We start from the raw sequence: 20,004 nt of genomic DNA, 5'->3' as shown, positions 1-20,004 counted from the left end.
CTTCCAGCGCGGCGACGTCGCGCGGCCCGCCGCACGGCGCGGTCTTCCCTACGGAGATTCGTCATGAAGACATTCGCACTGCAGGCCCGCGCCTGCGCTGTCCTGCTGGGACTTTCGCTGTTGTCCATGCCGGCGCATGCCGGTCCGCCCCTGCTCTGCGAACCGTTCGACACGGCAGGCGCGCCGTCGCTGCCCTGGGGCACGGGCTGGAACACACCGTCGCCCGATTACGGTCTCGACCACCTGGTCGCGGATACCCAGCGGCTGCTGGCGGCCGATACGCCGATCATCGCGCGCATGGAGACGCTGCGCCGTGCCGCGATCTACGCCAGCCGCGATGGTGCCCTCCTGCGTGACCTGTCGACGCGACTGGAAGCGCGCGTTGCGACCGCTACCGGCACGTCGTCCCGTGCGTTGGCGCTGTTCGATGCCGGCTACTTCCGCGAGACGCTGCAGGACCTGTTGCGATTGCAGACCTACGACATGCCGCGGACCGGCCGTGTCGACGTGGCCGCGCTGCGCGCGCACCTGGCGGGCGAGGATGGCAGCGCGCGGATCGCACAGGCATTGGCATTGCGCCCCAGCGACGCCTCGATGCGCTTCGCCGCCGCGCTGGTGGCGCAGGCAGACCAGCGTGCTACCGACGCGGGACGCCTCGCGGTCGAGGCGCGACAAGGGGTCGCAGGGGATGCGTTGCTGGCCCGCAACATCGCGCAACTCGCCGACTGAGGACCCCACGCGGTCCCGCGGATGATGAGGAAGTGAACGATCATCGCGCCCGCACCTTGGCAGTGCGGGCGCGATGAGGGAAGCTGGTGGCCTGTTCCCGTTTCGCAGGTGACCGATGAATCTCGCCCTGGTGGTGATCGACGTGCAACGTGGCCTGTTCGAGCCATCGCCGCCGGATGCCGATGCGGTGATCGAGCGGATCAACGCACTGGCGGACAAGGCGCGCGAGGCCGCCGCGCCGGTGGTTTTCGTGCAGCACGAGCGGGCGGGCGACCTGGAAGCGGAATCGTCCGGCTGGGCGCTGCATCCGGCGCTGCGCGTCGTCGAGGGCGACCATCGCATCCGCAAGACCACGCCGGATTCGTTCCTGCGCACCGGGCTGGACGAGGTGCTGTCGTTCTGTGGTGTGGAAGGCGTGGTGCTGTGCGGCTATGCCACCGAGTTCTGCGTGGACACCACCACCCGCAGTGCGGCCGCGCACGGCTACCACGTGGTGCTGGCCGCCGATGCGCACACCACGCATGACAAGGCGCATGCCGACGCGGCGCAGATCCGCGCCCACCACAACGCCACGCTGCCGGCGATCCGCAGCTTCGGCGTGGGCATCCGCGCGCTGCCGGCCGACGGGATCGCCTTCGCCGGCTGAGTCCGGCGTGCTGCACCGCCCGCTGGTGCGGGCGGCGCGATGAGCGACAATACGCGGCCCCTTCCGCCGCCGAGCCGTCGCCATGAGCGCCACGACCCCCGACCTGCTGTCGAACGGACAGCGCTACTACCTGCCGGTCTACCGTCCGCGCGAGGTGATCCTGGAGCGCGGCCAGGGCGCGCGCGTCTGGGACAGCGAGGGTCGCGAGTATCTGGACCTGTCGGCCGGCATCGCCGTCTGCGGGCTGGGTCACAACGATCCGGACCTGGTGGCTGCGCTGACCGAACAGGCCGGCAAGCTCTGGCATACCAGCAACGTCTTCTACAGTGAACCGCCGCTGCGGCTGGCCGAGGAACTGGTCACCGCTTCGCGCTTCGCCGAGCGCGTGTTCCTGTGCAACTCCGGTGCGGAGGCCAACGAGGCGGCGATCAAGCTGGTGCGCAAGTGGGCATCCTCGCAGGGCCGTGCGCCCGACCAGCGTGTCATCGTGACCTTCCGCGGCAGCTTCCATGGCCGCACGCTGGCCGCGGTCACCGCGACCGCGCAGCCCAAGTACCAGGAAGGCTACGAGCCGCTGCCCGGGGGCTTCCGCTACGTAGACTTCAACGACCTGACCCAGCTCGAGATCGCGATGTCCTGCGGCGACGTGGCCGCGGTGATGGTGGAGCCGGTGCAGGGCGAGGGCGGTGTGATGCCAGCCGCATCGGGCTTCCTGCGCAGCGTGCGCGAACTGTGCGACCACCACGGCGCGCTGCTGGTGCTGGACGAGATCCAGGCCGGCATGGGCCGCACCGGCACGCTGTTCGCGCACTGGCAGGACGGCGTGGTACCCGACATCGTCACGCTGGCGAAGGCGCTGGGTGGCGGCTTCCCGATCGGCGCGATGCTGGCCGGCCCCAAGGTGGCCGAGGTGATGCAGTTCGGCGCACACGGCACCACGTTCGGCGGCAATCCGCTGGCCGCAGCGGTGGCGCGCGTGGCGCTGCGCAAGCTGGCCTCGCCGCAGATCGCCAACAACGTGGCGCGCCAGTCGGCGGCGCTGCGCAAGGGCCTGGATACGATCAACGCCGAGCTCGGCCTGTTCTCGCAGGTACGCGGTCGGGGCCTGATGTTGGGCGCAGTGTTGAATACCAAATACGCCGGACGCGCCGGCGAAGTGCTGGACCTGGCGGCTGCGCAGGGCCTGCTGATGCTGCAGGCCGGCCCGGACGTGCTGCGCTTCGTGCCGTCGCTCAACATCACCGATGCGGAAGTCGCCGAAAGCCTGAAGCGCCTGCATGCGGCGCTGCGCGCGTTCGCGACCTGATCGATGGCGTGATCAGGCCGCGGGCAGCGTGAAGCGCGCGACCGTCCGGCCGGAAGCGCTGTCGATCCGCAGCGCGATACCGTGGCGCTCGCAGAGCCGTTGCACGATCGACAGGCCCAGGCCGAAGCCGCTGCTGTCGGCCCCTTTGGCGAAAGGTTCGAAGTCGCTTTGATGGACGTCGCCACCGGGATTGGCGATGCGCAGTGTCCGCGCTTCCATGTCGATGATGATGCGGCCCTCGCGTGTATGCGCGAATGCGTTGCCAACGAGATTCGACAGCAGGACGTTCAATACGGACGCCGGCAGCGTGGTGAAGACGTCGCTGGCGACGTCGACCTGCACCTCCACCGGCTTGCGTTCCAGCAGCGGCGACTGCTCGACGATGACGCGTTCCAGCACCGGCAACACCGGCGTCGCCATCTCTGCTTCGAGCGAAGCTTGCTCACGCGCCAGCGACAGCAGCAGCACGACGGTCTGCTCCATCTGGCGGGACGACTGCGCGATATGGTCCAGATGACGCCGTGCGGTGTCCGACAGACCGGCCTCCATGCCGAGCCGCTCGGTCGCCGTGCGGATGACCGTCAGCGGTGTGCGCAGCTCGTGGCTGGCGTCGCGCGTGAACTCGCGCTCGCGTTCGACAAAGTCCCTGACGCGCGCGATCAGGTCGTCGAGCCGGCGCGCGACCACGCCTACTTCATCGTCCGGGAAGCTGTCGGCGAAGCCGGGGGGCAGCCGGTCCGGCGTCGCGTCGCCGACCGCATCGGCCAGCCGCGACAGCGGCGCGGTGGTGCGGCGGGCCAGCCAACCGCCGAGCAGCAGCGCCAGCGCCACCATGGCGACGCCGGACCAGGCGAGCAGTTGCAGCATCTTCGCGCGCATCGGCCGTACCACTAGCAGGGCGCTCACCTCTGCGACCAGCCACGACGGCGGTTCGTTCGCATCGTCTGATTGCAGGACACGCAGGTGATAGTGGCGACCTTCCGCACCCGCGAACTCGCGTCGCCGCGGCTCCTCGTGAAGCACGTCGCCGATGCCGTCCGGCAGGTCCGATGCCGTCGCCACCACGGACATGAAGCCGTCGCGTGGCGTGGTCCAGCGGCCGTGTCCGGCGTGGTACGCCTGCTGTGCAGCGACCTCGCGGTCCAGCATGGACTCGAACAGCTGGTCTTCGACCGTGTAGACGAATAGCACCACGTACAGCGCGAACAGCGCAGCGACCAGGAAGGTGAAGCCGGCGAATGCCAGCATCAGGCGGTTGCGCAGATGCCGGCGCGGCGATGCGGGAGTGTGCGTCATGCGTCGGCCTCCAGCCGGAAGCCGACGCCGTGCACGGTCTTCAGCATCGGCGTGGCGAACGGTTTGTCCAGCGCCTGCCGCAGGAAGTACAGGTGCGTGCGCAGCGGGTCCGATTCCGGTGGCGCGTCGTTCCACAGGCGCTGGATCAGTTCGCTGCGCGTCAGCGTGCGCGGCCAGGCCTCAGCCAGTGCCAGCAGGATCTGGTAGCTGGTGGCGTGGAGGTCGAGCGGGCGGCCGTCCCGCAGTGCGACGCCGTGGCGGCGATCGATCTGCAGCGTACCGATCCGCAGCACATGCGTCTGCCCGCTGCGATGGCGCTGCGAGAGCGCGATACAGCGCGCCAGCAGCTCCGCGCCGGCGAAGGGTTTGACCAGGTAGTCATCGGCGCCCGCGCGAAAGCCTTGCAGCTTGTCTTCCAGTGCGTCGCGCGCGGTCAGCATCAGCACCGGCACATGCCGGTCGGCCTCGGCGCGTAACCGTTCGCACAGACGCAGACCATCCAGGCCGGGCAGGCCCAGATCGAGCACCAGTACATCCGGTGGCGAAGCCAGCGCCATCTGCAGCCCGCTCAAGCCATCGCCCGCGAACTCGACCTCGATGCCCTCCGCCACCAGCAGCCCTTCGAGTTGTGTGCGCAGCAGCGGGTTGTCTTCGATCACCAGCAGACGCAAGGGGGAAGCCGTCATCATTCAACCGTCGATGCGTTGCAGGAGGGCCTTAGCTTCCGCCATGTCGGGCATGGCGGCCAGCACGCGCTGCACCAGCGCCTTCGCCTGATCCCGTTCGCCCAGCCGAAGATGCGCTTCCGCCGCGCCAAGTTTCAGCTGGGGCGCCGTCATGTACGGCATCGCCAGTTGCATCAGCTGCAGCGCATGTCGCACGTTGTCATCGCCGGTAGCGGCCTGGGCCTGGTAGTAGCCCAGCAGGCCGAGCAGGTCGACGTGGTAACGGGCCGTGTCCTTGGCGAGTGCAGTGGCGACGTCCTGCACACGACCATCGCGTGCCTCGGCCGCCAGCGCCATCGTCAGTTCATCGCGCCACGGTGTACGCGCGGCCGGGGTGCGTCCCGTCGCACGGACGATGGCATCGGCGACGCCCGGCGTGGAATAGGGGTTCTGCCCGGTGACCAAGCGTCCATCGACGACCACCTTCGACATCATCAGTGGCGCTTCCTGCCAGTGTGCCCCATCGCCACGCAGCCGGTCTTCCAGCAACCATGGAAATTCCTTCATCCAGCGCTTGCCGAACAGGGCTTCTTCCTCGTTGGTGAAACCGGTCATCGTCTTGCCTTGCACGAGCAGCGTGCCGTCGCCAAGACGCACGTCCACGAACGCAGCGGGGCCATGGCAGACCGCACCGATCACGGCGCCGTGATCGTACGCGTCGGCGAGCAGTGTCCGAAGTGCTCGATCCTGGGGTAGATCGAACATCGCGCCCTTGCCGCCGACAACGTAGATGGCCGCGTAGTCGGTCGCTTTCACCTCGCCGGTCTTCCGTGTGTCGGCCAGCGTGCGCATGGCGTCCGTATCGGCCAGCAGGGCGGCATTGAAGGGTTCCTGCGCGTTGTACTTGTCGGCGTCGACCGCGCCGCCCTGCGGACTGGCGACATCGACGGCAAAGCCGTTCGCCTTGAAGATCAGCCACGCCTGCGACAGTTCGTCGAACTCGTAGCCGGGACGCGTCTTGCCCTGGTCGCGGCCTTCGCCGCTGACGACGATGAGGATCCGGCCAGTCTCGCTGGCATGGAGCGGGGTGGTCGTGGCGGCGAGCAGCAGGCCACTCAGCAGGATGCGGGTGATGAAGGACATGGCGACAGGTCTCCGGTGAATGGACACCAGTCTCCCGTCGCGGCATCAATCAAGTTTCAAACGGCGCGGCTCACCAGCCGGTCTGCGGCCCGAACACGTACCGCTTCAGCGCCTTGCCGAGGCTGCGCCCATCGATGACGGTCTCCGCATGCAGGCCGGCCTCGCGCGCCCCCTGCACGTTGGTGAACAGATCGTCGACGAACAGCGTACTGGCGGCATCCCAGCCCAGCAGGTCGAGCGCGTGGGTAAACGTCGACGGCAGCGGCTTGCGCCGCTGCAGGCCGCCACTGGTCAGTACGCGGCCTTCGATGCGGGCCGCCACCGGCGCGACGATGCGCGGGATGGCCTGCATCATCAGCGCGCCGTTGTTGGTCAGGACGCCCATCGCCACGTCCGGGTGGATGGCGACGATCCGGACCAGTACGTCGTCGATGGCGGTGCTGCCGGCCATGCGCGAGGCGATCCATGTCTCTTCATCGATCGCCGCGCCGATGCCGTCGCCAAGCCGGCGCAGGTAAGTCGCGGTGTCGATGGCACCGCTGTCGTACTCGGTTTCCAGCCCGGAGACGAACAGGGCGTCGCGCACATGCTCGTGTTCGCAACCGGCATGCGCCGCGAGGTGCGCGATGCGCACCTCGTGCCGGTAATGCGCCAGGACGCCGTCGAAATCGAACAGCACCTGGTGGATGCGGGGCTTCATCCCGCGGCGACGACCTTGAACGCCTCGCGGGCGGCGGCGATCGTCGCTTCGATCACATCCGGCGTGTGCGCGCTGGACATGAAGCCGGCCTCGAATGCCGACGGCGCCAGGTACACACCGCGCTCCAGCATCGCGTGGAAGAAGCGGTTGAACGCGGCGGTGTCGCAGGCCACGGCTTGCGCGTAGGTGTCGACGTGCTGGTCGGTGAAGAACAGGCCAAACATCGCGCCGACGCGGGTCGTGGTCAGCGGCACGCCGGCTTCGCGTGCGGCGGCCTCCATGCCTTCGCACAGTGCATCGGTTGCGGCAGCGAGGCCGTCGTGGAAGCCTGGCGCCTGGATCAGCTCCAGCATCGCCAGGCCGGCGGCCATCGCCACCGGATTGCCGCTCAGCGTGCCGGCCTGGTAGATCGGGCCCGCGGGTGCGATCTGCTGCATCAGGTCGCGGCGACCGCCATAGGCGCCTACCGGCATGCCGCCGCCGATGATCTTGCCGAACGTGGTCAGGTCCGGCGTGATGCCGTAGTGCGCCTGTGCGCCGCCGAGCGCGACGCGGAAGCCGGTCATCACCTCGTCGAAGATCAGCAGCGCACCGTGCTGCGTGCACAGCGCGCGCAGGTGCTGCAGATAGCCTTCGCGCGGCGGCAGGCAGTTGGCGTTGCCGACGACAGGTTCGATGATCAGGCAGGCGATCTCGCTGCCGTACTGCTCGAACAGCGCGGTCGCGCCGTCGACGTCGTTGTAGCTCAGCGTCAGCGTCAGTTCGCTGAGGCCCGCCGGGACGCCGGGTGAGGTCGGCACGCCCAGCGTCAGCATGCCGCTGCCGGCCTTGACCAGGAACGAGTCGCCATGGCCGTGGTAGCAGCCCTCGAACTTGACGATGCGGTTGCGCCCGGTGGCGCCGCGGGCCAGGCGGATTGCCGACAGCGTGGCTTCGGTGCCGGAGTTGACCATGCGCACCATCTCGCAGGACGGCACCAGCCGGGTGATGGTTTCCGCCATCGTCACTTCGGCCGGGCACGGTGCGCCATACGACAGGCCGTTCTGGATCGCGCCCTGTACCGCGTCGCGCACGGCCGGATGATTGTGGCCGACGATCATCGGGCCCCACGAGCCGACATAGTCGATGTAGCGGTTGCCATCGACGTCGTGCAGGTAGGCGCCGTCGGCGCGCTGCACGAAGAACGGCTCGCCCCCCACCGACTTGAACGCGCGCACCGGCGAATTGACGCCGCCAGGCAGCAGCTGCTGGGCGCGGGCGAAGAGGGCGTGGGACTGGTCGCGTTTCATGGGCATTCCTGGGGAGATGTAGGAGGGGCTTCAGCCCCGGCCTTTCTGGATGTGCTGTCGGGGCTGAAGCCCCTCCTACAGGACGGGTCGGAAGCCCTGCCGGTAGGCGATCGCTGCCGCCACCGGATCGGGCGCTTCGAACACGCCGCCGATCACGGCGACCAGATCGGCGCCGGCAGCCACCAGCGGGCTCATATTGTCCGGGGTAATGCCCCCTATCGCCACCCGCGGGACGTCCAAAGCCATGGCGCCGGCCAGCAGCTCAGGCGTCGCGCGGCGCGTCGTGACCTTGCTGGTGGTGGGGAAGAAAGCGCCGAACGCCACATAGCTGGCACCGGCCGACACGGCGCGCTCGGCGAGGAGCGCGTCGTCGTAGCACGAGGCGCCGACGATGGCGTGTTCGCCGAGGCGCGCGCGCGCGGCGGCGATATCGCCATCGTCTTCGCCCAAGTGCACGCCAGCGGCACCCACAGCGTCGGCGAGGGCGACATCATCGTTGATGATCAGCGGCACGCCGGCTTGGGCGCACAACGCCTGCAGCGCCGTTGCCTGTGCGTGGCGGCGTGCGCTGTCCGCCACCTTCTGTCGGTACTGCAGCCAGGTCGCCTGCGGCAGCACCGCAGACACGCGTGCCAGCAGGCGGTCGGTGTCGGGTTCCTCCGGGGTGATCAGGTACAGCCCGCGGGCATTGCGGACGGACGGCGGCAGGGATGTCATCGGCGAACTTCCGGTGCGTGGGCGGCGATGGGACAATGACCGCTCCTCCAAGCCGGCATTATCCCGTGACCGACGCCACCGACACCATGTTCCGCACCTGGATGTGCGTGGTCTGCGGTTTCATCTACGACGAGGCCGATGGGCTTCCCGAAGAAGGCATCGCCCCGGGTACGCGTTGGGAAGACATCCCGGCCGACTGGACCTGCCCTGATTGCGGCGTGGGCAAGGACGATTTCGAGATGGTGGAACTGGAGGACTGAACCTCTTGCTGCATCCTGTGGGAGCGACGTAAGTCGCCAAGGACTCCAAGAATCCTTGCGGGTGGTCATCGCGACTTAAGTCGCTCCCACACCTATTGCCATTAATACTGCCTCAATGCATCCGCGACGTGCGCACCGCATTGATCTCCACCAGTTGCTCGCGCAAGTCGGGCGCGTCCTTGGCATCCGGTGACAGGTGCAGGTAGCGGGCCAGGTCGCGCTGGGCGCCCGCCTTGTAGTCCATCTTCAGATAGGCCAGGCCGCGATCGCGCAAGGCTTCTGGCTGATCGGGCGTCAGCTTCAGCACGCGGTCGGCGCTGCGTGCGGCGCGATCCCATTCCTCGCGCTCGGCGTAGACGCCGTGCAGGTTGCGTAGCGTGCGTACCAGGATCGCGCGCGGCGACGCAGGATTGAGGATGTGCAGCAGCGCGGCATCGTCCGGGATATCGCCGCCGAGATGCGGCTTGGCGCGTTCGCGCAGCTCATCCACGCCCAAGGGTCGGCCGCCGTTGAACGGGTCCATCACCAGCAGGCCATCGTCGACCGGCAGCCGCACCAGGAAGTGGCCCGGGAAGGACACGCCGTCCAGTGGCACACCCAATCGGCGAGCGACCTCGATCTGCACCATCGCCAGCGATACCGGATTGCCCAGACGTCGTTCGAACACCTGGTTGAGGTAGCTGTTGCGCGGGTCGTAGTACTCGTCGTGGTTGCCGGTGTAACCGAGTTCGTCGAACAGGTGCCGGTTGATGGCGGCCATCTTCAACGGCCACGGCTCGATGGTGGCGATCTCGTGGCGCAGGTGCTCGGCGTGGCTCTGGACCAGGGTGTCGTACAGGTCGGCGTCCAGATCGGGGTATTCGTCGCGCGCGATCAGCAGCGCGGTTTCCAGCAGCGGCACGGTTTCATCCGCCTGGCTGGCCAACGCATTCCATTCCGGCAATGTCAGTCGATCCCCCATGGCCACAGACTGCGGCCAATCGCCCCCACAATCAAGCCTCAGCGGACGGGCGGAATGCCCTTGCCGAAGCCCATCTCCGCACCGTCCTGCAGCTTCAGCCGTTCGGCCTCGCCAGCGTTGAGTTCCAGCACGTAACGGGCCGGCTTGTCGCTGGGATAGGACGGGCACTGGTCGCCGCCGGAGCAGGGCGGGACGTTGCGCTGCTGGGTCACCAGCTTGCGGGCATTGTCGAAGTACAGGATGTCCAGCGGAATGCGGGTGTTCTTCATCCAGTACGCCTGCGGCTCTTCGGCGTCGTGGATGAAGAGCATGCCGGTGCCGGCCGCCAGCTCGTCACGAAACATCAGTCCACGCGCGCGCTCGGTGTCGTCGTCGGCGATCTCCACCGCGAACCGTTCACCACCGACTTCAACCCATGGGCCGCCGTTGGCGCAGGCGCTGAGGAGGAGGGTGGCGGCGAGGACGGACCACTGTGAAAGACGCATGTCGGGATCCCGCATCGAAGAAGGGGCGTAGTGTAGCGCCGCCTCCATCGCGTGGCCGTGGTCAGTCCGGCCGGAGCCTTGCGGCGATACGCTCCGCCACCTGCCGGTTGTCGCGGTAGTAGGCCGCGTTGTCGGCCAATGCCTGCCAGCGATGCTGGTCCTCCACGTGATGGCGCAACTGGCGGACTACCTCGGGCATCAACCGTCGTGGGTGTCCACCCTCGGCATGCTGTGCGAGCTGCAGCAGATCGAGCAGCAGCAGGATGCCGTCGTGGTTGCGCTCGGCCTGGCGACGGGCGGCGAGGAACAGGCGGTCGAGGCCTGCGGGCGTCAGTCGTGCGAGGCCGGGGTCCGCGAGGCTGTGGCCGGGATCGGCCTGCAGCAGGTGCAGGGCGTCGTCGAGCGGCACGAGGGGAGGTGAAGCCTCTGCCGCAGGACGGGCGGCAGAGGGCGGGGGCGCATCATGCGCGGGGGTCTCGTCGAGCGACATCGACATCTCCTTCTGTCGGCGGAAACGTGACGCGAAATCCCGTGGCCTGTGGCAGCGCATCCGGCAATCGCGACGCGGCTCGACTCTAGTAACTCGATAAGTTCCAGTCAATTAACTTAACTAGTGAATAAGTGTGAGTCGCCGTCGCTAACGTTGTCGCCATGGGCAACGAGCATGAAAAATTCTCGCAGCGACTCGCACACGCCATGCAGCAGGCGGGCTATGAGCCTCGCCCTTCCGTTCTGTTCCGTCTGTTCAACACGAACTATCGTGGTCGCTCGGTCACGGCCCAGACGACGTCACGCTGGCTGAGCGGGCAGGCGATGCCGGCCCAGGACAAGTTGCAGGTGATCGCGGATCTGCTGGGTATGGAACCGCACACCTTGCGTTTCGGTGCATCGGCCCGCTCACGCGTCGCGGAGCCCCGTGCGGTCTGGCCTGCCGGCGTCGGCAGTCGCGAGCGTCAGGTGATCGATACGTTCCTGCAATTGCCACCGAAAAAGCGGGAACTGGTCGGCGACCTGGTCAAGGCACTTTCGGACAACGGCTGAGCATGCCGCCGCGCGCTCAGTCGCCGGCGACGAAGTACTGGATGCCCCAGCCGCCGTCGTCCTCGCGGACGAGCGATAGCCGGTAGTCAATCGGACTCCGCAGCAGCGGTGTGGCGATATATCCCTCCTGGCCCGAGGCCCGGCGTACGCGCACCCAACCGATGGCGGAGTCGGCCGGGTCATCGACGCGCGTCAGTACGGCATGGCTGACGCGCGTGACGATCGAGGACTGCAGATCCGGCTGCGCCCTGAGGGCGACATCGCGACCCAGTACGACCTGCGCGTCGAACACATCGATGTCTGCCGGGTAGGGCAGGCAGAAGACGTACGGCGCGCAATAGAGGTCCTTGCCGTCTTCCTGCTGTGCGACGCCCGGCAGGGCAAGCAGGGCGTCCAGCACGCGCCACAGCTCGCGTGTCGTGACGGGATCGCTGAGCCAGACGGCATCGAAGCCTTCCGGTCCCGTGTCGCCGCCGAAGCTCAGCGTGGTGTCCTCGCGCACGTGTGCACGCAGGGCCTTTAGATCGCGTGCTGCCACGATCCGTTGCAGGTCGTCACGCATCGCCTGGATCGCCGGCGGCAAGGGACCCGTCGGTGGCGCGAGGACGGGATCGTTGCCCGCCGCGACGGTGCCGGCCGCCATCAGGACGGCGAAAAGCAGGATGCGCGCGGCGGACATGGAAAGGAATCCGCTCAGGTCAGCACGATCGGCGGCTCGCCGCCGACGATGACGATGTCCGCCGGGCGGCGGGCGAACAGGCCCACGGCGACGACGCCGGGGATCTGGTTGATCTCGCGCTCCATCGCCACCGGGTCGGTGATCGACAGGTTATGGATGTCCAGCACCACATTGCCGTTATCGGTGGTCACGCCGTCGCGCCACACCGGCTGGCCGCCGGTCAGGGCGAGAATCTCGCGCGCGACCAGACTGCGTGCCATCGGAATCACTTCCACCGGCAACGGGAACTTGCCGAGCACCGGCACCTGCTTGCTGGGGTCGACGATGCAGACGAACTGCTTGCTGGCTTCGGCGATGATCTTCTCGCGCGTCAGCGCGGCGCCGCCGCCCTTGATCAGGCGCTTGTGCGGATCGCATTCGTCCGCGCCGTCGACGTACAGCGACAGCGTGCCGGTGTGGTTGAGGTCCAGCACCTCGATGCCGTGCTGCTTCAGGCGTGCCGTGCTCTGTTCGGAGCTGGACACCGCGCCCTTGATGCGGTCCTTGATGCCGCCCAGCGCGTCGATGAAGTAGGCCACGGTGGAGCCGGTGCCGACGCCGACGATCATGCCGTCTTCGACGAATTCGATGGCCTTCTCGCCGGCCAGGCGCTTTGCTTCGCTCATGGGGATCGCAGTATCAGGAAAGAAAAGGGGAGGTCATTCCAGCGCCAGCAGGAATTTCCATTGCGCGGCGGTGACCGGCAGCACCGACAGGCGGCTGCCGCGCTGGATCAGCGCAAAGCCCTCGCCCAGGTCGTCCGCGTGCTGCTTGATCTCGTCCAGCGTGATGGTGCGCTTGAGCTTGCGTTCGAACTTCACTTCCACCAGCGACCAGCGCGGTTCTTCGCGCGTGCTTTTGGGATCGTGGTAATCGGACTTGGGATCGAACTGGGTCTCATCCGGGTACGCCGTTGCCGCTACGGTGGCGGTACCGACGATGCCCGGTTCCTTGCAGTTGGAGTGGTAGAACAGCACGCCGTCGCCGACCTGCATGGCGCGCATGAAATTTCGCGCCTGGTAGTTGCGTACGCCGTTCCACGGCTCGGTGCCGACCTTCTTCAGGTTGTCGATGGAGAAGGCATCCGGTTCGGACTTCATCAGCCAGTAGTGCTTGCGCGCGGTCATTGCAGGACGTCCAGCGGAGAAGGGGAGGGAAGCAACGTGTCGCGCTCGGTGCAGATGGCATCCAGCGGCACGTCCCACGCTTGCGCGCCGATCGATTCGACACGCTGTGTCTCGAAGCCCACGCCGACCAGCCAGGGCGGTGCGGGCCGCTGCAGACGCGCGGCCAGCGTGCGGTCGTACCAGCCGCCGCCCATGCCGAGGCGATGCCCTGCGGCGTCGAAACCCACCAAGGGCACCACGATCAGGGACATGTCGGCGGCCGGCAGTCCGGAGCGCGGATCGACGTCTGGTTCGGGAATGCCGTAGCGGTTGGTCACCAGTTCGTCGCCGGGTCGCCAGGGCGCGAAGCGCAGCGTTTCGTCATCGGCCAGCACCGGCAGGCAATAGACCACGCCTGTCGGCAACCGCAATTGCCAGCTGTGCAGGCCGATCTCGCCATCCATCGCCCAGTAGCCGGCGACGTAGCCCGTGGCCGGGAAGAACGGCAGTGCGAACAGGCGTGCCGCCAGCGCGTCGGCACCGGCGATCCGTTCGGCGGCCGGCAGGGCGCGGCGACGCGCACGCAGTTCGCGCCGCAGCGCATCGCGCTCGACGGTCATGGCGAAGAAGGAGAGGGGGAAGGCATGCGCGAATTTTACGGCATGCGCACCGGTGTTGCCGGCGTGGGACCGCGGGAGCGGCGTCAGTCACGGCCCTGTGCGTCGGATCCCTAGTGCAGTCGGCTTCGTTTCGAAGTCATCCCGCTCAAGGGCGGGTGCAACAGGACCGGCCGGGTCGCGGCTGATGCCGCTGCCGCGGGAAAAATACGTCCTCCGCCATGCACGATGTTCGCGAAACGACCTTGAACCCGGGGTTCAAGTGGGAAGGTTGGGCAACCATCGGGCTTTCCGCTGCGAGGCAGACCTGCACTCCCGGTTACGTCACCATCCCGTGGTCGTCATTAAGGGACAAGGCGAATGTTTGCGCTCACTGTCGAGTACAGCAGAGGACGCAGGGCCAGTATAGCGAGTGAGGATTTTTTGCCTAGCCCGTTCGTCGGCGGATTCAGTGCGCAGTCGGCGACGTGCGCAGGAAGTTATGGCGTGCCGAGCGCGCCATCGAGCTTGCGATGCAGATTCTGCAAGGTGCGTTCGACCTCGCGGTTGCGTGCGTGCTGCTCGTCGCGCAGCTGCTGCAATTCATGTGCCAGATTCAGCGCGGCCAGCACGGCGACGCGATCGACGGCGGCCATGCGGTTGCTGCCACGCACTTCGCGCATGCGGCTGTCGAGCAGCTTGGCGGCGGCCATCAGGCTGGAGCGTTCGTCCGGTGCGACGCCCACGGTGTATTCGCGGTCCAGGATATGGACGCTGACCGGTTCGTTGGCGCTCACGTGTGCTGCTCCAGGGACTTGAGGCGGCTGATCATCGCTTCTACCCGCGAACGCGCCTGCTCGTTCTTCGCCAGCAACTGCGAGCGTTCGCCCACCAGATGTTCCTGCTGCTGGCGCAGGCTGCGGTTTTCATCCGTAAGACGCTGGCACCGGTCGGCCAGGTCCTGGATGCGCGTGCTGAGTGCGCGGAGCTGGTCGAGGAGGTCGGCGGTATCCATGGCGGCCACGATAGGCATGCGCCCGAGGGCGGGTCAAGGGCAGGTGGGCAGGTCGGTCGCGATTAAGGGCCCGGTATCGCGACCGACGTCGCTCCCTCACGAGTTCAGGAGGCGACGCGCATGCCTGAACCGGGGTAATAGTCGCGGATGAAGCGCAGGCACTGGTCGGCGCTCAGCGCCTGCGAGACCCAGTGGCCCTGCACTTCGTCGCAGCCGTGGTTGCGCAGGAACTCGTACTGGTCCCAGGTCTCCACGCCTTCGGCCACCACCTTCAGCGCCAGCGACTGGCCCATCGTGATGATGGTGCTGGTGATCGCCTCGTCGTCGGTGTCGTGGGTCAGGTCGCTGATGAATTCGCGGTCGATCTTCAGCGTGGTCAGCGGCAGGCGCTTCAGGTACGCCAGCGACGAGTAACCGGTGCCGAAGTCGTCGATCGCCAGCGAGATGCCCAGGCGGCGGCAGGCGCGCAGTGTGTCGGCGTTCTGCTCGGGGCTGGCCATGACCACGCTCTCGGTCAGCTCCAGCTCCAGCCGGTTGGCCGGCACGCCGGTTTCCTCCAGCGTGCGCGCCACGACGGTCTGCAGGTCGCCGCGCTGCAACTGCGTGGCGGAGACGTTCACCGCCACGCTGAGCTCTTCCAGGCCGGCGTCGTGCCACTCGCGCATCGTCATGCAGGCGTGGCGCAGGGCCCAGGCGCCCAGTTCGAGGATCATGCCGGACTCTTCGGCGAGCGGAATGAACTGGGCCGGCGAGACCATGCCGAATTCCTTGCTGTCCCAGCGCAGCAGCGCCTCGACGCCGGTGATCCGCTGGCGCGAGATCGACAGGCGCGGCTGGAACACCAGCGACAGTTCGTTGCGGTCGATCGCGCGACGCAGCGCGCTGGCGAGGATGGCGCGATGGCGGTTCTTCTCGTCCATCGACTCCGAATACACCTGGTAGGTGTGCCGGCCCATCGCCTTGGCCTGGTACATCGCGGTGTCGGCGTGCTTCAGCAATTCGGTCGGTACCTGCGCGTGCTCGGGATAGAGGCTGATGCCGATCGACGGCGACACCGCCAGTTCCAGTCGCTCACCGAAGTTCAGCGGTGCGCGGAAGGCCTGGATGATGCGCTGTGCGACCTCTTCGGCGTCCGGCATGCCGTTGATGTCTTCCAGCACCACGGTGAACTCGTCGCCGCTCAGGCGCGCCACCGTGTGCTGCGTGCCCACCGTCTGCTGCACGCGTGCCGCGGCAGAGCGCAGGATGCGGTCGCCGGTGGCGTGGCCGAGCGAGTCGTTGATGTCCTTGAAGCGGTCCAGGTCGATGAACAGCACTGCGACGTGCCCGTGCTCGCGACGCGCCCGCACGATCGCGCGCGACAGCCGCTCCGACAGCAGCGAACGGTTGGGCAGGCTGGTCAGCGTGTCGTAGTTGGCCAGGTAGCGCAGTTCCTGTTCGGCGCGCTTCTGCTCGGTGATGTCGGTGAGCACCTGCACGTACAGCGGACGTTCGCCGCTGGCGTCGGGCACCACGTTGGTCTCGATGCGGCAGAGGATCTCCTCGCCGTCCTTGCGGACCTTCCATACCTCGCCCGACCAGCGCCCGGTGAGGCGCAGCTCGCGGTTCATCCGCTCGAAGAAGGCGTCCTCGTGCTGGTCGCTGTCCAGCATCGTCATCGGCTGGCCGATGATTTCCTCTTCCGCATAGCCGGTGATGCGGGTGAAGGCCGGGTTGATGGTGATGAACTGGTGCGCCCAGTCCAGCACGGCCACGGCCTCGTTCATGCTGCGCATCACCTCGCCGGCGATGCGGTGTTCGTACTCGGCATTGCGGCTGGCGGTGATATCGCGCGCGGTACCGGCAATGCGGATCGGCTGGCCTTCGCCGTCGCGCTCGACCACGCGGCCGCGTGCGCGCACCCACACCCAGGTGCCGTTGCCCTGCATGTCCATGCGGTGCTCGGACATGAAGAGCGGCGTCTTGCCCTGCAGGTGCAGGCGCAGGCGCTCCTGCACCATCGGCAGGTCTTCCGCGTGGATCGTCGGCACTTCGCCCTGGCGCGTGAGCACGGTGATGTCGGCGGTCTGCACGGCGGTCTCGTCGGCACGCATGCGGTACAGGCGGCGCTGGCCCAGGTCGTAGTCCCAGAACTGTTCGCCCGAGGCCCACAGCGCCAGCTTCAGGCGCTCGTCACGGTTGCGCAGCGACTCGCTCCGCAACGGTTCCTGCGGCGCCTGGCGGCTTTCCAGCCAGGCCTGCCACCAGCGCCGCGTGCCGATCACCACCACGCCCAGCAGCACCACGCCCGCCAGTCCCATGGCCAGCCGGGACGACAGCGGGGAAGCCGTTGCCAGGATTGCAGCGACAGAAGAGGCGTGCATGGAGGGAGGACGGGCGCCCGGAGCGTAGGCAATATGCGAGTGTAGGCATGCGTACACATGCACAACAAGGAGGGAGGCGGGTTTTCGTTGGTACACTGACGGGGTTGTCCGAAACCCCTGACGGATTGCGTTCTTCTATGCCCGACCTTCCCGATATCGCCGACGTGGCGGCCGCTTCCCGCCAGCTCGGCCTGGCCATGGACGCCTCGGAACTGCACGGCGCGCTGTGCGGCTGGCTGGCCGGCGGCGGCACTGCCGACGACACCTGGCTGGCCCGCGCGCTGGCCGACGACCAGCTGCCCGCGCCTGCGGCAGGCAGTGCGCTGGACCAACTGCGTGCGTGTGCCGTCGCCCAGCTGGAAGACCGCAGCTTCGCCTTCGACCTGCTGCTGCCTGCGGCCGACCGTCCGCTCGACGAGCGTGCCGAAGCGCTGTTCGGCTGGTGCCAGGGATTCCTGGGCGCCTTCGGACTCGCCGCGGGTGCATCGCCGCCGCTGTCCGAGGAAGGCCAGGAAGCGCTGCAGGATCTGGCGCGGTTGGCGCAGGCCTCGGCCGAGAGCAGCGACGATGAGGAAGACGAGGACGCACTGGCCGAACTGGAAGAGTTCGTCCGCGTCGCCGTCCTGCTGCTCCATGGCGATTGCGTGCTCGGGCCCCGGCACCGCCGGAGCCTGAACTGATGAAGGCCGTCGCCGGCATCAGCGCCGCGGAGTTCGCCCGCCGCCGCAAGCAACTGATGCGCCTGGCCGGCAACGACGCGATCCTGGTGCTGCCGGCCGCCGCCGAGCGCGTGCGCAGCCACGACACGCACTATCCGTACCGGCAGGACTCGGACTTCTGGTACCTCAGCGGCTTTCCCGAGCCGGACGCGGTGCTGGTGCTGGTGCCCGGCCGCAAGCACGGCGAGACCATCCTGTTCTGCCGCGAACGCGACCCCGAGCGCGAAGGCTGGGACGGTCCGCGCGCCGGCCAGGACGGCGCCGTCAACGACTACGGGATGGACGACGCCTATCCCATCGACGACCTGGACGAGATCCTGCCCGGCCTGCTGGAAGGCCGCTCGCGCGTCTACTACCACTTCGGCCGCGATGCCGACTTCGACCTCAAGCTGATCGGCTGGGTGCGCCACGTGCGCGCGCACGTGAAGCAGGGCGCGCAGCCGCCGCACGAATTCCTCGAACTCGGCCACCTGCTGCACGACCTGCGCCTGTTCAAGTCGAAGGACGAGATCAAGCTGATGCAGCGCGCCGCCGACATCAGTGTCGATGCGCATCGCGCCGCCATGCGCGCGGCCCGCCCCGGCATCCGCGAGTACGAACTGCAGGCCGACCTGGAGCGCGTGTTCCGCGCCAATGACGCGTGGCCGGCGTACAACAGCATCGTCGGCGCCGGCCACAACGCCTGCGTGCTGCATTACCGCGCCAACACCGCGCAGGCGCGCGACGGCGAACTGGTGCTGATCGATGCCGGTGCCGAATACCGCGGCTATGCGGCCGACATCACCCGCACGTTCCCGGTCAACGGCCGCTTCACCCCTGCGCAGCGGGCGCTGCACGACCTCGTCGGTGAAGCGCAGAAGGCCGCCCTGTCCTGTGCACGCGTTGGCGTGCCGTACGAAGCCGGCCACGTGGCCGCCGTCGAGACGCTGACCGAAGGCCTGCTCAGGCTCGGCCTGCTGAAGGGCAGGCTGGAAAAGAACCTTGCCGAAGGCACCTACCGCCGCTTCTACCGCCACAAGACCGGCCACTGGCTGGGCCTGGACGTGCACGACGTGGGCGACTACCGGATCGACGGCGAATCGCGCCTGCTGGAAGCCGGCATGGTGTTCACCATCGAGCCCGGCCTCTACATCGGCCACGACGACGACACCGTCGATGTGAAGTGGCGCGGCATCGGCATCCGCACCGAAGACGACGTGCTGGTCACCGCCGGCGAGCCGGTGGTGCTGACCGATGCACTGGCGCGCAGCGCCGACGAGATCGAAGCGGCGATGGCGGCGGGTTGACCCTTCCGTCGGTTCCGGATGCGCGCGCGCTGTATCGGTCGGTGCCAGAGGGGGAGTGACACGCACCGGCGGCGACCCGGGCAGGGCGGCTGACAAGCCTGCGCAGCCCGGACGCAAGCCGATCGATCTTGCGCGCAAGTCTCTGCGCCTTGCGCACAAGACGCGGAGGCTCGCCTCTCTCACATTGAGACGTGCGCGCAAGCCTCGGCATCCGACACGCGAGACGGGCGCACCTTGCGCGCGACACGTAACGCCTTGCGCGCGGGGTTCCACCGTGTTGCGCGCAAGGCGGAAAGACTTGCGCCCGATTGACGGAGGGTTGCGCACAAGGCGCCGGGGCTTGCCCGCAAGGCGCCCATACCCGCGCGCCACTCCTGACGGCTTGAGCCGACAAGGTTCGGCCGCTTGCGTGTCTCACCTTCATGCTTGCGCGCAAGCCTCGACGCCTTGCGCGCGAGTGTCCGCGGTCGGAGGTAGGGAATCGGAACCTTGCGACGCGTCAGGCGGCGCCACTCACGCCTGTATCTGCACGTCGCGAATCCACAGCTGCCGCCACCGCGCCGTCTTTTCAGCCGGCGCCAGCGTCTGCGGCGAGGCGGTCACGGCGGGCGCGAACGTCTCGCGCGCGGCCAGGCATCCGGCGTTGACGGCCGCGTACGTGTCGCCGTCCTCGTCGAACACGACCGCCACCAGCACGCCGCACGCGCCGCACAGCAGGAACTGTGCGGTCTCCGATCCCTGCCGGTAGCGCCGAAGATGCTCCGGACGGTGGGCGTGGACGATCAACTGCGCGTTCGCGTTCGCGTCCGACAGCCAGGCGGCCCCATGCGCACGGCAGAAGCTGCAATCGCAGGCGCGCGCCGCCGTAGACGCGGGCACAAGCGCAGTGGAGAAGGCGAGGGTGATCGCGCCGCAGTGGCAACCGCCTTCCAGCAGCGGAATCCCGGCCGTCATCGACGCGGC

The 20,004-nt window shown here is 67.9% G+C and carries 24 protein-coding genes and 1 other RNA gene; 7 read left to right on the top strand and 18 right to left on the bottom strand.

Annotation, left to right across the window (positions count from 1 at the left end; all coding sequences use genetic code 11):
• Positions 1-63 precede the first annotated feature (63 nt).
• The 3 genes from IB225_RS07165 to IB225_RS07155 all read left to right on the top strand — a co-directional run bounded on the left by IB225_RS07165 (position 64) and on the right by IB225_RS07155 (position 2,681).
• Entirely contained in the window at positions 64-729 is a 666-nt protein-coding gene (locus IB225_RS07165) for a hypothetical protein (RefSeq protein WP_192310487.1), read from the top strand.
• A gap of 115 nt (positions 730-844) precedes the next feature.
• A complete protein-coding gene (locus IB225_RS07160) occupies positions 845-1,375 on the top strand; it encodes a cysteine hydrolase family protein (protein WP_192310486.1) in 531 nt (176 codons plus the stop codon).
• Positions 1,376-1,457: 82 nt separating this feature from the next.
• Complete coding sequence (locus IB225_RS07155; RefSeq protein ID WP_192310485.1) at positions 1,458-2,681, top strand: acetylornithine transaminase; 1,224 nt, start codon at positions 1,458-1,460, stop codon at positions 2,679-2,681.
• A gap of 12 nt (positions 2,682-2,693) precedes the next feature.
• Here the strand turns inward: IB225_RS07155 and IB225_RS07150 are convergent, their stop codons facing one another.
• The 6 genes from IB225_RS07150 to thiE all read right to left on the bottom strand — a co-directional run bounded on the left by IB225_RS07150 (position 2,694) and on the right by thiE (position 8,491).
• Positions 2,694-3,977, bottom strand: a complete 1,284-nt coding sequence (locus IB225_RS07150) for a HAMP domain-containing sensor histidine kinase (protein WP_192310484.1) — start codon at positions 3,975-3,977, stop codon at positions 2,694-2,696.
• Positions 3,974-4,663, bottom strand: a complete 690-nt coding sequence (locus IB225_RS07145; RefSeq protein ID WP_192310483.1) for a response regulator transcription factor — start codon at positions 4,661-4,663, stop codon at positions 3,974-3,976. Before IB225_RS07145 ends, IB225_RS07150 begins: the two co-directional genes overlap by 4 nt.
• A gap of 3 nt (positions 4,664-4,666) precedes the next feature.
• The gene (locus IB225_RS07140) at positions 4,667-5,785 is read right to left on the bottom strand and encodes a DJ-1/PfpI family protein (protein WP_192310482.1); all 1,119 of its coding nucleotides are present in this window, start codon (positions 5,783-5,785) and stop codon (positions 4,667-4,669) included.
• A 70-nt stretch (positions 5,786-5,855) separates the two neighbouring features.
• Positions 5,856-6,485 carry an HAD-IA family hydrolase gene (locus IB225_RS07135; RefSeq protein WP_192310481.1) on the bottom strand — a complete coding sequence of 210 codons (630 nt, stop codon included), beginning with the start codon at positions 6,483-6,485 and terminating at the stop codon, positions 5,856-5,858.
• A complete protein-coding gene (gene hemL, locus IB225_RS07130; RefSeq protein WP_192310480.1) occupies positions 6,482-7,774 on the bottom strand; it encodes a glutamate-1-semialdehyde 2,1-aminomutase in 1,293 nt (430 codons plus the stop codon). Before hemL ends, IB225_RS07135 begins: the two co-directional genes overlap by 4 nt.
• Before the next feature lie 75 nt (positions 7,775-7,849).
• The gene (gene thiE / locus IB225_RS07125; protein WP_192310479.1) at positions 7,850-8,491 is read right to left on the bottom strand and encodes a thiamine phosphate synthase; all 642 of its coding nucleotides are present in this window, start codon (positions 8,489-8,491) and stop codon (positions 7,850-7,852) included.
• 35 nt (positions 8,492-8,526) lie between these two features.
• Between thiE and IB225_RS07120 the strand changes: the two genes are divergently transcribed.
• Positions 8,527-8,751, top strand: a complete 225-nt coding sequence (locus IB225_RS07120) for a rubredoxin (RefSeq protein ID WP_192310478.1) — start codon at positions 8,527-8,529, stop codon at positions 8,749-8,751.
• Positions 8,752-8,863: 112 nt separating this feature from the next.
• On the opposite strand, the gene IB225_RS07115 is transcribed toward IB225_RS07120, so the two are convergent.
• The 3 genes from IB225_RS07115 to IB225_RS07105 all read right to left on the bottom strand — a co-directional run bounded on the left by IB225_RS07115 (position 8,864) and on the right by IB225_RS07105 (position 10,687).
• Positions 8,864-9,712, bottom strand: a complete 849-nt coding sequence (locus IB225_RS07115; protein ID WP_192310477.1) for a SirB1 family protein — start codon at positions 9,710-9,712, stop codon at positions 8,864-8,866.
• Between the two features lie 38 nt (positions 9,713-9,750).
• Entirely contained in the window at positions 9,751-10,197 is a 447-nt protein-coding gene (locus IB225_RS07110) for a DUF192 domain-containing protein (protein ID WP_192310476.1), read from the bottom strand.
• Positions 10,198-10,258: 61 nt separating this feature from the next.
• A complete protein-coding gene (locus tag IB225_RS07105) occupies positions 10,259-10,687 on the bottom strand; it encodes a hypothetical protein (protein WP_192310475.1) in 429 nt (142 codons plus the stop codon).
• 161 nt (positions 10,688-10,848) lie between these two features.
• On the opposite strand from IB225_RS07105, the gene IB225_RS07100 reads away from it, so the two are divergent.
• Positions 10,849-11,238: a transcriptional regulator gene (locus IB225_RS07100; protein WP_192310474.1), complete on the top strand. Its 390-nt coding sequence runs from the start codon at positions 10,849-10,851 to the stop codon at positions 11,236-11,238.
• A gap of 16 nt (positions 11,239-11,254) precedes the next feature.
• Here the strand turns inward: IB225_RS07100 and IB225_RS07095 are convergent, their stop codons facing one another.
• The 8 genes from IB225_RS07095 to IB225_RS07060 form a co-directional block, all read right to left on the bottom strand.
• Positions 11,255-11,917 (bottom strand): SH3 domain-containing protein, encoded by a 663-nt coding sequence (locus IB225_RS07095; RefSeq protein ID WP_192310473.1) that lies wholly within the window; start codon positions 11,915-11,917, stop codon positions 11,255-11,257.
• A 14-nt stretch (positions 11,918-11,931) separates the two neighbouring features.
• Entirely contained in the window at positions 11,932-12,582 is a 651-nt protein-coding gene (rpiA, locus tag IB225_RS07090) for a ribose-5-phosphate isomerase RpiA (protein ID WP_192310472.1), read from the bottom strand.
• Between the two features lie 33 nt (positions 12,583-12,615).
• Positions 12,616-13,083 (bottom strand): EVE domain-containing protein, encoded by a 468-nt coding sequence (locus tag IB225_RS07085; RefSeq protein WP_192310471.1) that lies wholly within the window; start codon positions 13,081-13,083, stop codon positions 12,616-12,618.
• The gene (locus IB225_RS07080; RefSeq protein ID WP_192310470.1) at positions 13,080-13,682 is read right to left on the bottom strand and encodes a 5-formyltetrahydrofolate cyclo-ligase; all 603 of its coding nucleotides are present in this window, start codon (positions 13,680-13,682) and stop codon (positions 13,080-13,082) included. Before IB225_RS07080 ends, IB225_RS07085 begins: the two co-directional genes overlap by 4 nt.
• Positions 13,683-13,888: 206 nt before the next feature.
• A non-coding RNA gene (ssrS, locus tag IB225_RS07075) (6S RNA) lies at positions 13,889-14,074 on the bottom strand.
• Between the two features lie 84 nt (positions 14,075-14,158).
• A complete protein-coding gene (locus IB225_RS07070) occupies positions 14,159-14,455 on the bottom strand; it encodes a cell division protein ZapA (RefSeq protein WP_192310469.1) in 297 nt (98 codons plus the stop codon).
• Positions 14,452-14,673 carry a TIGR02449 family protein gene (locus IB225_RS07065; RefSeq protein WP_162336742.1) on the bottom strand — a complete coding sequence of 74 codons (222 nt, stop codon included), beginning with the start codon at positions 14,671-14,673 and terminating at the stop codon, positions 14,452-14,454. Before IB225_RS07065 ends, IB225_RS07070 begins: the two co-directional genes overlap by 4 nt.
• Before the next feature lie 104 nt (positions 14,674-14,777).
• Entirely contained in the window at positions 14,778-17,036 is a 2,259-nt protein-coding gene (locus IB225_RS07060; RefSeq protein WP_225583300.1) for a GGDEF and EAL domain-containing protein, read from the bottom strand.
• Between the two features lie 137 nt (positions 17,037-17,173).
• Between IB225_RS07060 and IB225_RS07055 the strand changes: the two genes are divergently transcribed.
• Positions 17,174-17,716 (top strand): UPF0149 family protein, encoded by a 543-nt coding sequence (locus IB225_RS07055; protein ID WP_192310468.1) that lies wholly within the window; start codon positions 17,174-17,176, stop codon positions 17,714-17,716.
• Complete coding sequence (locus tag IB225_RS07050; protein WP_192310467.1) at positions 17,716-19,041, top strand: aminopeptidase P N-terminal domain-containing protein; 1,326 nt, start codon at positions 17,716-17,718, stop codon at positions 19,039-19,041. Before IB225_RS07055 ends, IB225_RS07050 begins: the two co-directional genes overlap by 1 nt.
• A 513-nt stretch (positions 19,042-19,554) precedes the next feature.
• Here IB225_RS07050 and IB225_RS07045 read toward each other — a convergent pair.
• A complete protein-coding gene (locus IB225_RS07045; RefSeq protein ID WP_192310466.1) occupies positions 19,555-19,995 on the bottom strand; it encodes a GFA family protein in 441 nt (146 codons plus the stop codon).
• Positions 19,996-20,004: the final 9 nt, after the last annotated feature.

This window comes from Pseudoxanthomonas sp. PXM02, from assembly GCF_014851805.1.
Classification (GTDB): domain Bacteria; phylum Pseudomonadota; class Gammaproteobacteria; order Xanthomonadales; family Xanthomonadaceae; genus Pseudoxanthomonas_A.
Note: the sequence above shows the minus strand (reverse complement) of the source record. Positions and strands in the feature narration are given on the sequence as shown.

What these genes read in the sequence shown, in the direction of transcription:
- IB225_RS07165 (WP_192310487.1), top strand. Translation starts at nt 64, where the DNA reads ATGAAGACATTCGCACTGCAGGCCCGCGCCTGCGCTGTCCTGCTGGGA.
- IB225_RS07150 (WP_192310484.1), bottom strand. Translation starts at nt 3,977, where the DNA reads ATGACGCACACTCCCGCATCGCCGCGCCGGCATCTGCGCAACCGCCTG.
- IB225_RS07140 (WP_192310482.1), bottom strand. Translation starts at nt 5,785, where the DNA reads ATGTCCTTCATCACCCGCATCCTGCTGAGTGGCCTGCTGCTCGCCGCC.
- IB225_RS07105 (WP_192310475.1), bottom strand. Translation starts at nt 10,687, where the DNA reads ATGTCGCTCGACGAGACCCCCGCGCATGATGCGCCCCCGCCCTCTGCC.
- IB225_RS07065 (WP_162336742.1), bottom strand. Translation starts at nt 14,673, where the DNA reads ATGGATACCGCCGACCTCCTCGACCAGCTCCGCGCACTCAGCACGCGC.
- IB225_RS07050 (WP_192310467.1), top strand. Translation starts at nt 17,716, where the DNA reads ATGAAGGCCGTCGCCGGCATCAGCGCCGCGGAGTTCGCCCGCCGCCGC.
- hemL (WP_192310480.1), bottom strand. Translation starts at nt 7,774, where the DNA reads ATGAAACGCGACCAGTCCCACGCCCTCTTCGCCCGCGCCCAGCAGCTG.
- IB225_RS07080 (WP_192310470.1), bottom strand. Translation starts at nt 13,682, where the DNA reads ATGACCGTCGAGCGCGATGCGCTGCGGCGCGAACTGCGTGCGCGTCGC.
- IB225_RS07135 (WP_192310481.1), bottom strand. Translation starts at nt 6,485, where the DNA reads ATGAAGCCCCGCATCCACCAGGTGCTGTTCGATTTCGACGGCGTCCTG.
- IB225_RS07155 (WP_192310485.1), top strand. Translation starts at nt 1,458, where the DNA reads ATGAGCGCCACGACCCCCGACCTGCTGTCGAACGGACAGCGCTACTAC.
- IB225_RS07115 (WP_192310477.1), bottom strand. Translation starts at nt 9,712, where the DNA reads ATGGGGGATCGACTGACATTGCCGGAATGGAATGCGTTGGCCAGCCAG.
- IB225_RS07085 (WP_192310471.1), bottom strand. Translation starts at nt 13,083, where the DNA reads ATGACCGCGCGCAAGCACTACTGGCTGATGAAGTCCGAACCGGATGCC.
- thiE (WP_192310479.1), bottom strand. Translation starts at nt 8,491, where the DNA reads ATGACATCCCTGCCGCCGTCCGTCCGCAATGCCCGCGGGCTGTACCTG.
- IB225_RS07055 (WP_192310468.1), top strand. Translation starts at nt 17,174, where the DNA reads ATGCCCGACCTTCCCGATATCGCCGACGTGGCGGCCGCTTCCCGCCAG.
- rpiA (WP_192310472.1), bottom strand. Translation starts at nt 12,582, where the DNA reads ATGAGCGAAGCAAAGCGCCTGGCCGGCGAGAAGGCCATCGAATTCGTC.
- IB225_RS07145 (WP_192310483.1), bottom strand. Translation starts at nt 4,663, where the DNA reads ATGACGGCTTCCCCCTTGCGTCTGCTGGTGATCGAAGACAACCCGCTG.
- IB225_RS07120 (WP_192310478.1), top strand. Translation starts at nt 8,527, where the DNA reads ATGACCGCTCCTCCAAGCCGGCATTATCCCGTGACCGACGCCACCGAC.
- IB225_RS07095 (WP_192310473.1), bottom strand. Translation starts at nt 11,917, where the DNA reads ATGTCCGCCGCGCGCATCCTGCTTTTCGCCGTCCTGATGGCGGCCGGC.
- IB225_RS07045 (WP_192310466.1), bottom strand. Translation starts at nt 19,995, where the DNA reads ATGACGGCCGGGATTCCGCTGCTGGAAGGCGGTTGCCACTGCGGCGCG.
- IB225_RS07060 (WP_225583300.1), bottom strand. Translation starts at nt 17,036, where the DNA reads ATGCACGCCTCTTCTGTCGCTGCAATCCTGGCAACGGCTTCCCCGCTG.
- IB225_RS07160 (WP_192310486.1), top strand. Translation starts at nt 845, where the DNA reads ATGAATCTCGCCCTGGTGGTGATCGACGTGCAACGTGGCCTGTTCGAG.
- IB225_RS07110 (WP_192310476.1), bottom strand. Translation starts at nt 10,197, where the DNA reads ATGCGTCTTTCACAGTGGTCCGTCCTCGCCGCCACCCTCCTCCTCAGC.
- IB225_RS07100 (WP_192310474.1), top strand. Translation starts at nt 10,849, where the DNA reads ATGGGCAACGAGCATGAAAAATTCTCGCAGCGACTCGCACACGCCATG.